Origin of the sequence: Methylibium rhizosphaerae, from assembly GCF_006386545.1 — a bacterium.
GTDB classification, from domain to species: Bacteria; Pseudomonadota; Gammaproteobacteria; order Burkholderiales; family Burkholderiaceae_C; genus Pseudorivibacter; species Pseudorivibacter rhizosphaerae.
The window spans coordinates 118,637-134,758 of record NZ_SWAR01000003.1 but is presented as its reverse complement, the minus strand read 5'-3'; the positions used below and the strand labels follow the sequence as shown (position 1 = coordinate 134,758).

Here is a 16,122-nt window from a genome sequence, read left to right as displayed (position 1 = left end):
GGTCACTATGATGCCAGCCATGACTCGCTGGACCTTCGTCGACACCACCCGCGCACTCGCGGTGGGCAGCCTGCTTGCGCTGATCGCGCTGGGCCTCGCATGGGAGCTGTGGCTTGCGCCCCTGCGCCCGGGCGGCTCATGGTGGGCCTTGAAAGTGCTGCCGCTGGCCCTGCCGCTCGCCGGGCTGCTGAAGCAGCGCATGTACACCTACCGCTGGGTCAGCCTGCTGGTGTGGCTCTACTTCACCGAGGGCGTGGTGCGGGCCACCAGCGACCCGGACGGCTTCAGCGCCGCGCTGGCCGCGCTGGAAGTGCTGCTGTGCCTGCTGCTCTTCACCGCCTGCGCGCTGCACGTGCGCTGGCGCCTCAAGAACGCGCCCCCTGCCGCCACTGCTGCCGAGGCACAAGGATGAATCACACGCTCCTGAACGCGCTGCGCGACGCCCTGGGTCCGGCCCAGGTGCTGACCGATGGCGATCTGTCTGCCTACGAGCTCGACTGGCGCAAGCGCTACCGCGGCAAGGCCGCGGCGGTGGTGAGGCCGGGGAGTGCCGCCGAAGTGGCGGCCGTGGTGAAGGCGTGTGCAGTGCACGGCGCGAGCCTCGTGCCGCAGGGCGGCAACACCGGGCTGGTGGGCGGCTCGGTGCCCGACGGCAGCGGCACTCAGGTGCTGCTGAGCCTGGGCCGGATGAACCGGGTGCGCCAGGTCGACGCGGCCAACCTCACCATGACGGTCGAAGCCGGCTGCGTGCTGCAGGCGGTGCAGGAAGCCGCCGCGGCCGAAGGCCTGCTGTTCCCGCTGAGCCTGGCGGCCGAGGGCAGCTGCACCATCGGCGGCAACCTCGCCACCAACGCCGGCGGTACGCAGGTGCTGCGCTACGGCAATGCACGCGAGCTGTGCCTCGGGCTCGAGGTGGTGACAGCCGCCGGCGAGGTCTGGGACGGCCTGTCGGGCCTGCGCAAGGACAACACAGGCTACGACCTGCGCAACATCTTCATCGGCAGCGAGGGCACGCTGGGCATCATCACCGCGGCCACGCTGAAGCTGTATCCGCAGCCGGCGGCGGCCGGCACCGCACTGGCCGCCTGCCCGAGCCTCGAGGCCTGCGTGGCGCTGCTGCAGCTGGCGCAGGCCCGTCTGGGCGCCGGGCTCACCGGCTTCGAGGTGATGGAGCGCTTTGCGCTGTCGCTGGTGGAAAAGCACTTCCCGCACCTGCCGCGGCCGCTGGGGCCGAGCCCGTGGATGGTGCTGCTCGAACAGTCGGACACCGAAAGCGAGGCTCATGCGCGCGAGGGTTTCGAGGCGCTGCTCGAGGCGGCACTCGAGGCCGGCGTGATCACCGATGCGGCGGTGGCCGAAAGCCGGGCGCAGTCGCAGGCGCTGTGGCACCTGCGCGAGTCCATCCCGCTGGCGCAGGCCGAGGAAGGGCTCAACATCAAGCACGACATCGCCCTGCCCGTTTCGCGCATCCCGGCCTTCGTGGCCAGCACCGATGCCGCGCTGCGCACGGCCTTTGCCGGCGTGCGGCTGGTCAACTTCGGGCACCTGGGCGACGGCAACCTGCACTACAACGTGCAGGCGCCCGAAGGTGTGGTGGCCGACGAGTTCCTGGCCGCGCACGAGGCCTCGGTGAATGCGCTCGTGTACGACGCGGTGCTCGCCCATGGCGGCTCGATCTCGGCCGAGCACGGCATCGGCGCACTCAAGCGCGACGAACTGGCCCGGCGCAAGCCGGCGGTCGCGCTGGGGCTGATGCGTTCGATCAAGCGGGCGCTCGACCCGGAGAACCGGCTCAACCCGGGCCGGGTGCTCTGAAGCCGCCCCTTACTGGGTCGGGCCCTTGAGGGCTGCCGGCAGCGGCAGCGCCATCACCTCGATGCCCTCGTCGCGCAGGGCCTGCGCATCTTCGGTGGACGCACGCCCGCGGATGCCGCGGTGTTCGGTTTCGCCGTAGTGAATGCGGCGCGCCTCTTCGGCGAAACGTTCACCCACGTCTTCGGTGTTGGCCATCACGTGGCGCACCGCCCCCAGCCACAAGGCCTCGACGCTGGCCTGCTCGGGCGTGGGCGCCACAGGCCGGCCGGAAGACGGCACCACCATCACTTCTTCGCGCGAGCCCGACAGGTTGAGGCGCGGGGCGCTGGGCAGGCGGGTGACCGCCTTGTCGGCGCACAGCGGGCATTCGACCAGGCCGCGTTCGAGCTGGGACTGGTAGTCGTCTTCTGAGCCGAACCAGCCTTCGAAGCCGTGGCCGTGACTGCACTGGAGGTTGAGGACCTTCATCGTGCGGTCATTATCCGGCGGGTGTAACCGGCGGAACCGGCTGCCAGGACAAGTCCCAATGGCCGGCGCGCCATTGGCGCAGCCACAGCAGGCCGATCAGGGTCTTGGCATCGGTGAGTTCACCGCGGGCGGCCATGGCTTCCAGCTCGTTGGCCGACAAGGCGAACACGTCGAGGAATTCGCCGTCGTCGAGCGACCGCTCGCCGGCCGTGAGGCCGCGGGCGAACCAGATCTCGATGCCTTCGGTCGAGTAGGCGATGGCGTTGTGCAGCACCCCCGCACGGGCCCATTCGGCCGCGTGGTAGCCGGTTTCCTCGGCGAGTTCGCGGCGCGCGCAGTTCAGCGTGTCTTCGCCCGGGTCGATCTTGCCCGCGGGGAACTCGATGAAGCTGCGCTGCAGCGGGTAGCGGAACTGGCGCTCGACCACCAGCCGGCCGTCGTCAAGCAGCGGGATGATGACCACCGCTCCGGGGTGGACGATGTACTCGCGGGCGGCTTCACGGCCATTGGGCAGGCGCACCATGTCGCGCCGCACATCGAGGAAGCCCCCGCGCCAGGCCTGCTGGCTGCTGACCTGCGTCTCGCGCAGGTGGCCGTCGCCGTCCTTGTTGTCCGGGTGTTCTTGCGTCATGCGCCTGCCTCTCTGGCGGCGTGGCAAGCAAGGGCCACGCCAACGCTCGCCGGACTCAGCTGGCGAGCGATTTCTGGATCGCGTAGGCGCACATCGTCATCAGGCCGCCCGGCAGGACGCCGAACACCAGGACGGCCGCGCCGTTGAGCGACAGCAGCGCGCGGGCGCCACCGGCCGACGGGATCACCGAGGTGTCGGATGCCTCGTCGAAGTACATCACCTTGACGACCCGCAGGTAGTAGAAGGCGCCGATCAGCGACAGCAGCACCGCCACCACGGCCAGCCACACATAGCCGGCCACGTTGGTGGACACGAGCGCCTGCAGCACCGCCAGCTTGGCGTGGAAGCCCACCGTCGGGGGGATGCCTGCCAGCGAGAACATGAACACCGCCATCACGCCCGCGATCAGCGGGCTGCGCTGGTTGAGGCCCTTGAGGTCGTCGATCTCCTCGGCTTCGAAGCCCTTGCGGGCGAGCAGCATGATGGTGCCGAAGGTGCCCAGCGTCGTCAGCACGTAGGTGATGACGTAGAACATCGCCGAGCTGTACGAGTTGGCCGCCGACAGCGTGTTGCCGGTGACCACGCCCGAGGTGAGTCCCAGCAGCATGAAGCCCATCTGCGCGATGGTCGAGTAGGCCAGCATGCGCTTCAGGTTGGTCTGGGCGATGGCGGCGAGGTTGCCCACCACCAGCGACGCGACCGACAGCACCACCAGCATCTGCTGCCAGTCGACCGCGAGGCCCAGCATGCCTTCCACCAGCAGGCGGATCACGATGGCGAAGGCGGCGATCTTGGGTGCGCCCGCGATGAGCAGCGTCACCGCCGTGGGCGAGCCCTGGTAGACGTCGGGGATCCACATGTGGAACGGCACCGCGCCCAGCTTGAAGGCCAGGCCGGCCACCACGAACACCACGCCGAACACCAGCACCTGGGTATTGATCTGGCCCGTGCCGATGGCCTTGAAGACCTCCGGCAGGTCGAGCGAGCCGGTGGCGCCGTACATCATCGACAGGCCGTAGAGCAGGAAGCCGCTGGCGAGCGCGCCCAGCACGAAGTACTTCATCGCGGCTTCGGTGGACTCGGTGTGGTCGCGGCGCAGGCCGACGAGCGCATACAGCGACAGCGACATCAGCTCCAGGCCGAGGTAGATGACCAGGAAGTTGTTGCCCGACACCATGACCGAGATGCCCAGCAGCGAGAACAGGCTGAGCGTGAACAGCTCGCCCTTGAGGATGTCGCGGTCGGCGGCGTAGTAGCGCGAGTACACGAGCGTGACCAGCACAGCCAGCGTGGCGAAGAAGGCCAGCAGGTGCCCCATCGGGTCGGACACCACCATGCCCTGCATCGCGTAGAGCGTGAAGCCGCCCTGGAAGTAGGCCAGGTGCATCACCGCCACTGCCACCAGCGTCAGCAGACTGAGCACGTAGGTCGGCGTGCGCCGCTCGGAGGCGACGAACAGGTCGACGACCGCGATCACGCAGGCCATCGCCAACAGCAGGATCTCGGGATAGACCGCGAGCCAGTTCATTTCAGTCATGTCGTTCGGCCCCAGTTCCTCAATTGAGCTTCGAGATGCCCACGTGCTTGATCAGCTCGGCGACCGACGTCTGCATCACGTCGGTGACGGGCTTGGGGTACACGCCCATCCACAGCACGGCCGCTGCCAGCAGCGCCATCATGAAGAACTCGCGCTTGTTGATGTCGGACAGCGTGCGGACGTCTTCATTGGCGACGTCGCCGAAGTAGACCCGCTTGACCATCCACAGGGTGTAGGCCGCGCCGAAGATCAGCGTCGTGGCCGCCAGGGCAGCCAGCCAGAAGTTGGCCTGCACCGTGCCCAGGATCACCATCCACTCGCCGACGAAGCCGCTGGTGCCCGGCAGGCCGCAGTTGGCCATGGCAAACAGCACGGCAAAGGCAGCGAACTTGGGCATGGTGTTGACCACGCCGCCATAGGACGAGATCTCGCGCGAATGCACCCGGTCGTACAGCACGCCGATGCACAGGAACATGGCGCCCGACACGAAGCCGTGCGAGATCATCTGCACGATGCCGCCGGCGATGCCCAGCTCATTGAAGATGAAGAAGCCCAGCGTCACGAAGCCCATGTGGGCGATCGACGAATAGGCCACCAGCTTCTTCATGTCGTTCTGCACCAGCGCGACCAGGCCGATGTAGAGCACGGCGATCAGCGACAGGGCGATGACGAAGGCCGCCCATTCCTTGCTGGCGTCCGGCACGATGGGCAGCGAGAAGCGCAGGAAGCCGTAGGCCCCCAGCTTCAGCATGATGGCCGCCAGCACCACCGAGCCACCGGTCGGCGCCTCGACGTGTGCATCGGGCAGCCAGGTGTGCACCGGCCACATCGGCACCTTCACCGCGAAGGCCGCGAAGAAGGCGAAGAACAGCAGCGTCTGCGCCGACATGGGCAGCGGCAGCTTGTGCCAGGCGAGGATGTCGAAGCTGCCACCCGACTTGTAGTACAGGTAGATCAGCGCGACGAGCATCAGCAGCGAGCCCAGCAGCGTGTACAGGAAGAACTTGAAGGCCGCATACACGCGCCGCGGGCCGCCCCAGATGCCGATGATGATGTACATCGGGATCAGCGTGGCCTCGAAGAACACGTAGAACAGCAGGCCGTCGAGCGCCGAGAACACGCCGACCATCAGGCCGGAGAGGATGAGGAAGGCGCCCATGTACTGGTTCACGCGGGTGTCGATCACCTCCCAGGCCGAGATCACCACGATGATGGTGATGAAGGCCGTGAGCAGCACGAACCACACCGACAGGCCGTCGACGCCCAGGCGGTAGTGCACGTTGAAGCGCTCGATCCAGGGCAGCGTTTCGGTGAATTGCATCGCCGCCGTGCTGGCGTCGAAGCCGGTGATGAGCGGAATGGTGACGACGAAGCTCAGCACCGCGCCGGCCAGGGCGATCCAGCGCACGTTGTTCGCATGTTCGTCACGGCCGATGGCCAGCAGCAGCACGCCGACGGCGATGGGCAGCCAGATCGCGAGGGAAAGGTAAGCCATTTGTTCTAGTCCCCGCTGCTCACTTGTACTGCCAGACGAACCAGCTCATCAGCGCCAGCACGCCGACGATCATGACCAGGGCGTAGTGGTAGATGTAGCCAGACTGGAACAGGCGCACGACCGAGGCGACCCAGCCGACCACGCGGGCCGAGCCGTTGATCAGCACGCCGTCGATCACGGCCACGTCGCCGCCCTTCCACAGCCCGCGACCCAGGCCGCGAGCGGCGGGAGCGAAGATGTGCTCGTTGATCCAGTCCATGTAGTACTTGTTTTCCAGGATGCGATACACGAAGCCGAAGCGCGCCTTGATGGCCGCGGGGATCTCCGGCTTCACCATGTAGAAGAAGTAGGACAGCGCCACGCCGGCCAGCGCGAGCCAGAACACCGGCGTCGTGAAGGCATGCAAGGCCATCGCCACCGCGCCGTGGAAATGCCCGGCCAGCTCGGCCATCGCCGGGTGCCTGGCGGCGTCGACGAAGATCGCGTCCTTGAAGAACTCGCCGAACAGCATGGGCTGGATGGTCATGAAGCCAATCACGACCGAGGGCACCGCCAGCAGCAGCAGCGGCGCGGTCACCACCCAGGGCGACTCGTGCGGCTTCTCGCCGGGCGCCAGGCCGTGGTGGTGGTCGGCCGACGGCTCCTCGTCGTCGGCATCGCCATGGTGGTCGTGGTGGTGGTCGTCGGCGGCATGCCCGAAACGCTCCTTGCCGTGGAACACCAGGAAGTACATGCGGAAGGAGTAGAAGGCCGTGACGAACACGCCCGCCATCACCGCGAAGTAGGCGAAGCCCGAGCCGGCCAGCTCGCTGGCATGCACCGCCTCGATGATCATGTCCTTCGAGTAGAAGCCGGCGAACAGCGGCGTGCCGATCAAAGCGAGCGAGCCCAGCAGCGAGGTGATCCAGGTGATGGGCATGTACTTGCGCAGGCCGCCCATGTTGCGGATGTCCTGGTCATGGTGCATGCCGATGATCACCGAGCCGGCGGCCAGGAACAGCAGCGCCTTGAAGAAGGCGTGCGTCATCAGGTGGAACACCGCCACCGAGTAGGCCGAGGCACCCAGCGCCACCGTCATGTAGCCCAGCTGCGAGAGCGTGGAATAGGCCACCACCCGCTTGATGTCGTTCTGGATGATGCCCAGGAAGCCCATGAACAGCGCGGTGATGGCTCCGATCACGAGGATGAAGCTCAGCGCCGTGTCGGACAGCTCGAAGAGCGGCGACATGCGCGCCACCATGAAGATGCCGGCCGTCACCATGGTGGCGGCGTGGATCAGCGCGGAGATCGGCGTCGGGCCTTCCATCGAGTCGGGCAGCCACACGTGCAGCGGAAACTGCGCGCTCTTGCCCATGGCGCCGATGAACAGGCAGATGCAGGTCACCGTGATCAGCATCCACTCCGTGCCGGGGAAGTTGAGCTTGGCCAGCTCGCCGCCCTTGGCGAAGGCCTCGCCGTAGTTGAGCGTGCCCGCGTAGGCCACGATCAGGCCGATGCCCAAGATGAAGCCGAAGTCGCCGACCCGGTTGACCAGGAAGGCCTTCATGTTGGCGAAGATCGCCGTGGGCCGCTTGAACCAGAAGCCGATCAGCAGGTAGGACACCAGGCCCACCGCCTCCCAGCCGAAGAACAGCTGCAGGAAGTTGTTGCTCATCACGAGCATCAACATCGAGAAGGTGAACAGCGAGATGTACGAGAAGAAGCGCTGGTAGCCCGGGTCTTCTTCCATGTAGCCGATGGTGTAGATGTGCACCATCAGCGACACGAAGGTCACCACGCACATCATCATGGCGGTGAGGCCGTCGACGAGGAAGCCGACCTCCATCTTGATGCCGCCCACCACCATCCATTCGTAGACGGTTTCGTTGAAGCGCGCGCCGTCCACCGCGACGGCCTTGAGCACCATGGCCGAGATGATGAAGGCCACCAGCACGCCGAGGATGGTGATGGCGTGCGCGCCGCGGCGGCCGACCGCCTTGCCGAACAGGCCCGCGACGATGGCGCCGACCAGCGGCGCCGCCGGCACGGCGACGAGCAGGTTCTGGGAGAGTTGAGTCATGTTGTTGTTCGCTCCCTCGTCAGCCTTTGAGCGCGTCGAGCTCGTCGACGTTGATGGTCGAGCGGTTGCGGAACAGCACCACCAGGATGGCCAAGCCGATGGCCGACTCGGCGGCTGCCACGGTCAGGATGAAGAACACGAAGACCTGGCCGGCCATGGGATCCGAAGTGACCGGGTCGAGATAGCGAGAAAACGCCACGAAGTTCAGGTTGACCGCCAGCAGCATCAGCTCGATCGCCATCAGCAGCACGATCAGGTTCTTGCGGTTCAGGAAGATGCCGATCACCGACATCGCGAACAGGATGCCGCCCAGCGACAGGTAGTGTCCGAGGGTGATGCCGCTCATGCCTGGCCTCCTGCGTTGTTGGCTTCGGGCGCGGCAGGCGGCGGCGCCACTTCGGGCTTCATGTTCAGCACGCGCAGGCGGTCCGACTTCTTGACCTTCACCTGCTGGGCCGGGTCGATGTAGCGGGAGTCCTTGCGCCGGCGCAGCGTGAGCGCGATGGCGGCGATGATGGCCACCAGCAGGATCACGGCCGCGATCTGCAGCGGATAGAGGTATTGCGTGTAGACCTCGATGCCCAGCAGCTTGGTGTTGCCCATCTTGGCCAGTTCAGGCGACAGGCCCTTGGGCTCGGGCAGGTTGAAGCCGCGCATCAGCACCCAGGCCATCTCGATGGCGATGACCACGCCCACGAAACCGGCCACCGGGAAGTGCTTCCAGAAGCCCTGCCGCAAGGCATCGACGTTGATGTCGAGCATCATCAGCACGAACAGGAACAGCACCATCACCGCGCCCACATAGACGAGCACCAGGGCGATGGCAAGGAACTCGGCCTCCAGCAGCATCCAGACGCAGGCTGCGTTGAAGAAGGCCAGCACGAGGAACAGTGCCGCATGCACGGGGTTGCGCGCCGTGATCACCCTGAAGGAGGCGAACAGCAGGATCGCTGAAAAGACGAAAAAAAGCGCGGTCTTGGTATCCATGTCGTTCTCGTGAAGCGGGCCGCGCCTTCAGCGCGGCCCATCGCCTTGCGGCTGGCGAGGGTCGAAGCCCTCAGCGGTACTTCGCGTCCGCCTCCTTGTTCGCGGCGATTTCCTTCTCGTAGCGGTCGCCCACGGCCAGCAGCATGTCCTTGGTGAAGTACAGGTCGCCGCGCTTTTCGCCGTGGTACTCGAGGATGTGGGTTTCCACGATCGAGTCGACCGGGCAGCTTTCTTCGCAGAAGCCGCAGAAGATGCACTTGGTGAGGTCGATGTCGTAGCGCGTGGTGCGGCGCGAGCCGTCGGCGCGAACGTCGGACTCGATGGTGATGGCCAGCGCCGGGCACACCGCCTCGCACAGCTTGCAGGCGATGCAGCGCTCTTCGCCGTTTTCATAGCGGCGCAGTGCGTGCAGGCCGCGGAAGCGCGGCGACAGCGGCGTCTTTTCCTCAGGGAACTGCACCGTGATGTGCGGCGACAGGAAGTGACGACCCGTCAGCTTCATGCCCTTGAACAGCTCGGTGAGCAGGAAGGTACTGAAAAATTCTTTGACCGAAGCCACTGCGGACATGGCGCGTGCTCCTTTGATTGCTTACTTCCAGATGTTCCAGGGCGACTGGATCCACAGCCCCACGACCACCAGCCACACCAGCGTGACCGGAATGAAGATCTTCCAGCCCAGACGCATGATCTGGTCGTAGCGGAAGCGCGGGAAGGTCGAGCGCACCCACAGGAACAGCGTCACCACGACGAAGGTCTTGGCGAACAGCCAGAACCAGTTCCAGAACCACATCGAGTTCTGGATCCACGCCGGGGTGTCCATGCCGAACAGCGAGAACGACACCGGCGCCATCCAGCCGCCGAGGAACATCACGACGGCCAGCGCCGACACCAGGATCATGTTGGCGTACTCGGCCAGGAAGAACATGGCGAAGGCCATGCCCGAGTACTCGATCATGTGGCCCGCGACGATCTCCGACTCGCCTTCCACCACGTCGAACGGGTGGCGGTTGGTTTCGGCCAGGCCCGAGATGAAGTAGACGATGAAGATCGGCAGCAGCGGCAGCCAGTTCCAGGACAGGAAGGTCGCGCCGTGCTCGGCGAACCAGCCCCTGCCCTGCCCCAGCACGATTTCGGTCATGTTGAGGGAGCCGCTGACCATGAGCACCACGACGAGCGCGAAGCCCATCGCGATCTCGTAGCTCACCATCTGGGCCGACGCACGCAGCGCGCCCAGGAAGGCGTACTTCGAGTTCGAGGCCCAGCCGGCGATGATGACGCCGTAGACCTCCATCGACGTGATGGCCATCAGGAACAGCAGGCCGGCATTGATGTTGGCCAGCGCTGCGTCGGGCCCGAAGGGCACGACCGCCCAGGCGGCCAGCGCCGGCATGATGGTCATGACCGGGCCGAGCAGAAACAGGCCCTTGCTCGAGGCGGTGGGGAGGATGATCTCCTTGAAGATCAGCTTCACCGCGTCGGCGATCGGGGTCAGCAGGCCGAACGGGCCCACGCGGTTGGGGCCCGGGCGGATCTGAGTCCAGCCGATGGCCTTGCGCTCCCACAGCGTGAGGTAGGCCACGCAGCCCAGCAGCGGCAGCAGCACGCAGACGATCTTGATGAGCGTCCAGGCCACCGGCCAGGCGCCGCCGAGCAACGAACCGCCGAAGTTGTTGATGGTGTCGATCATGATGCTGCGGTCCTCAGGCCTTTTCGACGCGCACGGCGCCGAACATCGCACCCAGCGATGCGGTCAGCGGATGGCCGGCCGGCACGCGCACGGTGTTGGCCGCAAGGCCTGCATCCAGCCGCGCCGCCAGCACCACGCGGGCCTCGCCCTGCGACACCGACACCTGCGCACCTTCTGCCAGGCCCAGGCTCTGCCACAGCGCCGGCGGCAGCGAGGCCACCGGCGGGCGGGCATCGGCGGTGAGCTGCAGCGAAGGCGCGCGGCGCACCAGCGCGTCGGCGCTGTAGATCGGCACGTCGGCCACGCGCTCCAGCCCTTCGGAAGCAGCCGGGGCGGCGGCCACGGCAGCCTGGGTGCGGTTGCCGAGCTTGCCCGGCAATGCCGAGAGGTCGCCCAGCGCCTCGGCCTTCACTTCTTCGGAGCTTTCCTGCGCGAAGCCTTGCAGCCCGAGCAGGCCGCCCAGCACGCGCAGCACCTTCCAGGCCGGCCGGGTTTCGCCGCGCGGCTTCACCACGCCGTGGAAGCTCTGCACGCGGCCTTCGGCGTTGACGAAGGTGCCCGACGTCTCGGCAAAGGGAGCGATCGGCAGCAGCACGTCGGCATAGTCGAGCGCGCGGGTCTTGAAGGCCGTCATGGCCACGACCATCTCGGCACCGGCGACGGCAGATGCCGCCTGCGACGGATCGGCCGCGTCGAGTTCGGGTTCGGCGTTGAGCAGCAGGTAGGCCTTGAGCGGCTTGGCCAGCATCTGGGCGGCGTTGAGGCCGCCCTGCTTCGGCTGCGCGCCCACCAGCTGCGCGCCCACGCTGTTGGCGGCTTCGCCCAGGTAGCCCCAGCCGGCGCCGGTCTGTTCGGCGATCCACTGGCCCAGCGCGAGCAGCTGCTCGGCTTGCGGATGCTGCGCGGCGGCATTGCCCAGCAGCACCGCCTTGTTCTGGCCGGACAGCAGCGAGGCCGCGATGGCCTGCGCCGCCGCGCCAGGGTCTGCCGCCAGCGGCGCCGCGATGCCCTTGCTGGCGGCCACGGCCGCGGCCACTTCGGCCAGCGCCCCAACCCAGCGGCTCGGGGCGGCCAGCAGCCGCTGCGCCACCGGCAGCAGCCAGTCGTCGGCCACCGCATGCAGGCTGTGCACCTGCGCGCCGCGCTTGGCGGCGTAGCGCAGGCGCTGGGCGAACAGGGGGTGGTCCTTGCGCAGGAACGAGCCGATCACGAAGGCACGGTCGAGCGTGGACAGCGTGGCGATGGGCATGCCCAGCCAGCGGGCGCCGTCGGCGGCCTCGAAGGAGGCATGGCGCAGGCGGTGGTCGATGTTGTCGCTGCCCAAGCCGCGCACCAGCTTGGCCAGGAGGTGGAGTTCCTCGACGGTGCCATGCGCCGTGGCCAGTGCGCCGATCTGCTGCGCACCGTGTTCGGCCTTGATCTGCTTCAGGCCGTTGGCCACGTATTCGAGCGCCTGGGTCCAGTCGACCGGCACCCATTGGCCGCCCTGCTTGAGCATGGGCGTGGTCAGGCGTTCTTCGCTGTTGAGCGCTTCATACGAGAAGCGGTCGCGGTCGGCCAGCCAGCATTCGTTGACGGCCTCGTTCTCGAGCGGGACCACGCGCTTCACCTCGCCGCCCTTGACCTGGACGATCAGGTTGGCGCCGGTGGAATCGTGCGGGCTCACGCTCTTGCGGCGCGACAGCTCCCAGGTGCGGGCGCTGTAGCGGAACGGCTTGCTGGTGATGGCGCCGACCGGGCACAGGTCGATCATGTTGCCCGACAGCTCGGAGTCGACGGTGTTGCCGATGAAGGTGGTGATCTCGGAATGCTCGCCGCGATGGATCATGCCCAGCTCCATCTGCCCGGCCACTTCCTGGCCGAAGCGCACGCAGCGGGTGCAGTGGATGCAGCGGGTCATCTCCTCGAGCGACAGCAGCGGGCCGACTTCCTTGTGGAAGACGACGCGCTTTTCCTCTTCGTAGCGCGAGGCCGACTTGCCGTAGCCCACGGCCAGGTCCTGCAGCTGGCATTCGCCGCCCTGGTCGCAGATCGGACAGTCGAGCGGGTGGTTGATGAGCAGGAACTCCATCACGCCCTGCTGTGCCTTGACCGCCTTGTCGCTCTTGGTGCGCACGATCATGCCCTGCGTCACCGGCGTGGCGCAGGCCGGCATCGGCTTGGGCGCCTTTTCGACGTCGACCAGGCACATGCGGCAGTTGGCGGCGATGGAGAGCTTCTTGTGGTAGCAGAAGTGCGGGATGTAGGCGCCGGCCTTGTCGGCCGCATGCATCACCATGCTGCCTTCCGGCACCGAGACCTTCTGTCCGTCGAGTTCGATTTCAACCATGGTCGTTCGGTCCCTCGCTTAAACGTACGCCGGGACCTTGCAGGTCTTGTGTTCGATGTGGTGCGCGAACTCGTCGCGGTAATGCTTGATGAAGGCCCGCACCGGCATCGCGGCGGCGTCGCCCAGCGCGCAGATGGTGCGGCCCTGGATGTTGTCGGCCACCGAGTTCAGCAGGTCGAGGTCTTCGGGCCGGCCCTTGCCGTGCTCGATGCGCTCGATCACGCGCCACATCCAGCCGGTGCCTTCGCGGCAGGGGGTGCACTGGCCGCAGGACTCGTGCATGTAGAAGTACGACAGGCGCAGCAGCGACTTCACCATGCACCGGGTCTCGTCCATCACGATGACCGCGCCCGAGCCGAGCATCGAGCCGGCCTTGGCGATGGCGTCGTAGTCCATCGTCGTGTCCATCATGATGGCCGCCGGCAGCACGGGCGCCGACGAACCGCCTGGGATGACCGCCTTCAGCGCCTTGCCGCCCTTCACGCCGCCGGCCAGCTCGAGCAGCTTCGAAAACGGCGTGCCCAGGGGGATCTCGTAGTTGCCGGGGCGCTCGACGTCACCCACCACCGAGAAGATCTTGGTGCCGCCGTTGTTCGGCTTGCCGCATTCGAGGTAGGCCTGGCCGCCGTTGCGGATGATCCAGGGCACTGCCGCGAAGGTCTCGGTGTTGTTGATGGTGGTGGGCTTGCCGTACAGGCCGAAGCTCGCCGGGAACGGCGGCTTGAAGCGCGGCTGGCCCTTCTTGCCTTCGAGCGATTCGAGCAGCGCCGTCTCCTCGCCGCAGATGTAGGCGCCGAAGCCGTGGTGCGCATGCAGCTGGAACGAGAAGCCGGAGCCGAGCAGGTTGTCGCCCAGGAAGCCGGCCGCACGGGCTTCTTCCAGTGCCTCCTCGAAGCGCTCGTAGGCGCCGAAGACTTCGCCGTGGATGTAGTTGTAGCCCACGCTGATGCCCATCGCATAGGCGGCGATCGCCATGCCTTCGATCACGATGTGCGGGTTGTAGAGCAGGATGTCGCGGTCCTTGCAGGTGCCGGGCTCGCCCTCGTCGGAGTTGCAGACGAGGTACTTCTGGCCCGGGAACTGGCGCGGCATGAAGCTCCACTTGAGCCCGGTCGGGAAGCCTGCGCCGCCGCGGCCGCGCAGGCCCGACAGCTTGACCTCGGCGATCACCTGCTCGGGCGTCATGCCGCCTTCGGCAGCCAGGATCTTGCGCAGCGCCTCGTAGCCACCGCGCGCCACGTAGTCCTTCAGGCGCCAGTTGCTGCCGTCGAGGCCGGCATAGATCTGGGAAGAGATGTGGCGGCCATGAAAACAGGTCTCGCGACCGGTGGCCTGGAATTGGGAAAGGTCCAGCATCGCTTTAACGTGCCTCGGCCTTGAGCGTCTCGATCAGCGCGTCGAGCCGTTCGTTGTTCATGAAGCTGACCATCTGGCGGTCGTTCACCAGCATCACCGGCGAGTCGGCGCAGGCGCCCAGGCACTCGCTCTTCTGCACGGTGAACAGGCCGTCGGCGGTGGTGCCGCCCTCTTCCACCCCGAGCTTGGTGCACAGGTGCTGCAGCGCCGTCTGGCCGTCGCGCAGCTGGCACGGCAGGTTGGTGCAGACGTTGAGCTTGAACTTGCCCACCGGCTGCTGGTTGTACATGTTGTAGAAGGTCAACACCTCGTGCACCGCGATGGCCGGCATGCCGAGGTAGTCGGCCACCGCCTGCTCGCTCTCGGGCGACACGTGGCCCTGCTCCTGCTGCACGATGGCCAGGCAGGCCATCACGGCAGACTGCTTCTGGTCGGCCGGGTACTTGGCGACCTCGCGGTCGAAGCGCTTGTAGGTCTCGGGGCTGAACATGGTGGCAGCACTCATCTGTCGATCTCGCCGAACACGATGTCCATCGTGCCGATCACGGCCACGGCATCGGCAATCATGTGGCCGCGCGACATCTCGTCCATGGCGGCCAGGTGCGAGAAGCCGGGCGGACGGATCTTCAGGCGGTAGGGCTTGTTGGCGCCGTCGCTGACGATGTAGATGCCGAACTCGCCCTTCGGGTGCTCGACCGCGGCATAGGCCTCGCCCTCGGGGACGTGGAAGCCTTCGGTGAACAGCTTGAAGTGGTGGATCAGCTCTTCCATGTTGGTCTTCATGTCCACGCGCGACGGCGGGGCGACCTTGTGGTTGTCGGTGATCACCGGGCCGGGGTTGGCACGCAGCCAGTCGACGCACTGCTTGATGATGCGGTTGGACTGGCGCATCTCTTCCACGCGCACTAGGTAGCGGTCGTAGCAGTCGCCGTTGGTGCCCACCGGGATGTCGAAGTCCAGGCGGTCGTACACCTCGTAGGGCTGCTTCTTGCGCAGGTCCCACTGCACGCCGGAGCCGCGCAGCATCGGGCCGGTGAACCCGAGGTTGAGGGCACGCTCGGGCGACACGACGCCGATGCCGACGGTGCGCTGCTTCCAGATGCGGTTGTCGGTGAGCAGGGTCTCGTAGTCGTCGACGTTCTTCGGGAAGCGGCGGCAGAAGTCGTCGAGGAAGTCGAGCAGCGTGCCCTGGCGGTTCTCGTTGAGCTTGGCCAGCGCCTTCGCGTTGCGGATCTTCGAGACCTTGTACTGCGGCATGCTGTCCGGCAGGTCGCGGTACACGCCGCCCGGGCGGTAGTAGGCCGCATGCATGCGCGCGCCGGAGACGGCCTCGTACACGTCGAACAGGTCCTCGCGCTCGCGGAAGCAGTAGATGAGGATGTTCATCGCACCGCAGTCGAGCCCGTGCGCGCCCAGCCACAGCAGATGGTTCAGCAGGCGCGTGATCTCGTCGAACATCACGCGGATGTACTGGGCACGCAGCGGCACCTCGATGCCCAGCAGCTTCTCGATGGCCATGCAGTACGCATGCTCGTTGGACATCATCGACACGTAGTCGAGGCGGTCCATGTAGGGCAGCGACTGGATGAAGGTGCGGGTCTCGGCGAGCTTCTCGGTCGCGCGGTGCAGCAGGCCGATGTGCGGGTCGGCACGCTGGATCACCTCGCCGTCGAGTTCGAGCACGAGGCGCAGCACGCCGTGGGCGGCAGGGTGCTGCGGGCCGAAGTTGAGGGTGTAGTTCTTGATCTCAGCCATAAC

General features: G+C 66.6%; 15 protein-coding genes. 2 read left to right on the top strand and 13 right to left on the bottom strand.

The features are described from left to right. The first annotated feature begins 10 nt into the window (after positions 1–10). Both E8D38_RS03300 and E8D38_RS03295 read left to right on the top strand, forming a co-directional pair. A complete protein-coding gene (locus E8D38_RS03300) occupies positions 11–412 on the top strand; it encodes a DUF2069 domain-containing protein (protein ID WP_425462741.1) in 402 nt (133 codons plus the stop codon). Next, positions 409–1,815 carry an FAD-binding oxidoreductase gene (locus E8D38_RS03295; protein WP_140626307.1) on the top strand — a complete coding sequence of 469 codons (1,407 nt, stop codon included), beginning with the start codon at positions 409–411 and terminating at the stop codon, positions 1,813–1,815. The genes E8D38_RS03300 and E8D38_RS03295 overlap by 4 nt, the downstream gene beginning before the upstream one ends. Before the next feature lie 9 nt (positions 1,816–1,824). Here E8D38_RS03295 and E8D38_RS03290 read toward each other — a convergent pair whose 3' ends face one another. The 13 genes from E8D38_RS03290 to E8D38_RS03230 form a co-directional block, all read right to left on the bottom strand. Beyond that, the gene (locus E8D38_RS03290; RefSeq protein WP_140626306.1) at positions 1,825–2,283 is read right to left on the bottom strand and encodes a DUF1178 family protein; all 459 of its coding nucleotides are present in this window, start codon (positions 2,281–2,283) and stop codon (positions 1,825–1,827) included. Between the two features lie 10 nt (positions 2,284–2,293). Beyond that, positions 2,294–2,914, bottom strand: a complete 621-nt coding sequence (locus E8D38_RS03285) for an NUDIX domain-containing protein (RefSeq protein ID WP_140626305.1) — start codon at positions 2,912–2,914, stop codon at positions 2,294–2,296. Between the two features lie 55 nt (positions 2,915–2,969). Continuing rightward, the gene (gene nuoN / locus E8D38_RS03280; RefSeq protein ID WP_140626304.1) at positions 2,970–4,451 is read right to left on the bottom strand and encodes an NADH-quinone oxidoreductase subunit NuoN; all 1,482 of its coding nucleotides are present in this window, start codon (positions 4,449–4,451) and stop codon (positions 2,970–2,972) included. A gap of 19 nt (positions 4,452–4,470) precedes the next feature. Beyond that, positions 4,471–5,946: an NADH-quinone oxidoreductase subunit M gene (locus E8D38_RS03275; protein WP_140626303.1), complete on the bottom strand. Its 1,476-nt coding sequence runs from the start codon at positions 5,944–5,946 to the stop codon at positions 4,471–4,473. 19 nt (positions 5,947–5,965) lie between these two features. Continuing rightward, the gene (gene nuoL / locus E8D38_RS03270; RefSeq protein WP_140626302.1) at positions 5,966–8,005 is read right to left on the bottom strand and encodes an NADH-quinone oxidoreductase subunit L; all 2,040 of its coding nucleotides are present in this window, start codon (positions 8,003–8,005) and stop codon (positions 5,966–5,968) included. Between the two features lie 19 nt (positions 8,006–8,024). Next, entirely contained in the window at positions 8,025–8,351 is a 327-nt protein-coding gene (gene nuoK, locus E8D38_RS03265; RefSeq protein WP_140626301.1) for an NADH-quinone oxidoreductase subunit NuoK, read from the bottom strand. Further along, positions 8,348–8,992: an NADH-quinone oxidoreductase subunit J gene (locus tag E8D38_RS03260; RefSeq protein ID WP_140626300.1), complete on the bottom strand. Its 645-nt coding sequence runs from the start codon at positions 8,990–8,992 to the stop codon at positions 8,348–8,350. The genes nuoK and E8D38_RS03260 overlap by 4 nt, the downstream gene beginning before the upstream one ends. A 70-nt stretch (positions 8,993–9,062) precedes the next feature. Beyond that, a complete protein-coding gene (gene nuoI, locus E8D38_RS03255) occupies positions 9,063–9,560 on the bottom strand; it encodes an NADH-quinone oxidoreductase subunit NuoI (RefSeq protein ID WP_140626299.1) in 498 nt (165 codons plus the stop codon). Positions 9,561–9,581: 21 nt separating this feature from the next. Further along, positions 9,582–10,679, bottom strand: coding sequence for an NADH-quinone oxidoreductase subunit NuoH (nuoH, locus tag E8D38_RS03250; RefSeq protein WP_140626298.1), 1,098 nt, complete (start codon positions 10,677–10,679; stop codon positions 9,582–9,584). A 13-nt stretch (positions 10,680–10,692) separates the two neighbouring features. After that, a complete protein-coding gene (gene nuoG, locus E8D38_RS03245; protein WP_140626297.1) occupies positions 10,693–13,008 on the bottom strand; it encodes an NADH-quinone oxidoreductase subunit NuoG in 2,316 nt (771 codons plus the stop codon). A gap of 18 nt (positions 13,009–13,026) precedes the next feature. After that, positions 13,027–14,364, bottom strand: coding sequence for an NADH-quinone oxidoreductase subunit NuoF (gene nuoF, locus E8D38_RS03240; RefSeq protein WP_140626296.1), 1,338 nt, complete (start codon positions 14,362–14,364; stop codon positions 13,027–13,029). A 4-nt stretch (positions 14,365–14,368) separates the two neighbouring features. Beyond that, on the bottom strand, positions 14,369–14,869 hold the full coding sequence (gene nuoE, locus E8D38_RS03235; protein ID WP_246099334.1) for an NADH-quinone oxidoreductase subunit NuoE: 501 nt from the start codon (positions 14,867–14,869) through the stop codon (positions 14,369–14,371). Continuing rightward, on the bottom strand, positions 14,866–16,119 hold the full coding sequence (locus E8D38_RS03230) for an NADH-quinone oxidoreductase subunit D (RefSeq protein ID WP_140626294.1): 1,254 nt from the start codon (positions 16,117–16,119) through the stop codon (positions 14,866–14,868). Before E8D38_RS03230 ends, nuoE begins: the two co-directional genes overlap by 4 nt. Positions 16,120–16,122: the final 3 nt, after the last annotated feature.

Bases quoted from the DNA above. Each gene is read 5' to 3' on its own strand.
- E8D38_RS03300 (WP_425462741.1), top strand. From the start codon at position 11: ATGCCAGCCATGACTCGCTGGACCTTCGTCGACACCACCCGCGCACTC.
- E8D38_RS03295 (WP_140626307.1), top strand. From the start codon at position 409: ATGAATCACACGCTCCTGAACGCGCTGCGCGACGCCCTGGGTCCGGCC.
- E8D38_RS03290 (WP_140626306.1), bottom strand. From the start codon at position 2,283: ATGAAGGTCCTCAACCTCCAGTGCAGTCACGGCCACGGCTTCGAAGGC.
- E8D38_RS03285 (WP_140626305.1), bottom strand. From the start codon at position 2,914: ATGACGCAAGAACACCCGGACAACAAGGACGGCGACGGCCACCTGCGC.
- nuoN (WP_140626304.1), bottom strand. From the start codon at position 4,451: ATGACTGAAATGAACTGGCTCGCGGTCTATCCCGAGATCCTGCTGTTG.
- E8D38_RS03275 (WP_140626303.1), bottom strand. From the start codon at position 5,946: ATGGCTTACCTTTCCCTCGCGATCTGGCTGCCCATCGCCGTCGGCGTG.
- nuoL (WP_140626302.1), bottom strand. From the start codon at position 8,005: ATGACTCAACTCTCCCAGAACCTGCTCGTCGCCGTGCCGGCGGCGCCG.
- nuoK (WP_140626301.1), bottom strand. From the start codon at position 8,351: ATGAGCGGCATCACCCTCGGACACTACCTGTCGCTGGGCGGCATCCTG.
- E8D38_RS03260 (WP_140626300.1), bottom strand. From the start codon at position 8,992: ATGGATACCAAGACCGCGCTTTTTTTCGTCTTTTCAGCGATCCTGCTG.
- nuoI (WP_140626299.1), bottom strand. From the start codon at position 9,560: ATGTCCGCAGTGGCTTCGGTCAAAGAATTTTTCAGTACCTTCCTGCTC.
- nuoH (WP_140626298.1), bottom strand. From the start codon at position 10,679: ATGATCGACACCATCAACAACTTCGGCGGTTCGTTGCTCGGCGGCGCC.
- nuoG (WP_140626297.1), bottom strand. From the start codon at position 13,008: ATGGTTGAAATCGAACTCGACGGACAGAAGGTCTCGGTGCCGGAAGGC.
- nuoF (WP_140626296.1), bottom strand. From the start codon at position 14,364: ATGCTGGACCTTTCCCAATTCCAGGCCACCGGTCGCGAGACCTGTTTT.
- nuoE (WP_246099334.1), bottom strand. From the start codon at position 14,869: ATGAGTGCTGCCACCATGTTCAGCCCCGAGACCTACAAGCGCTTCGAC.
- E8D38_RS03230 (WP_140626294.1), bottom strand. From the start codon at position 16,119: ATGGCTGAGATCAAGAACTACACCCTCAACTTCGGCCCGCAGCACCCT.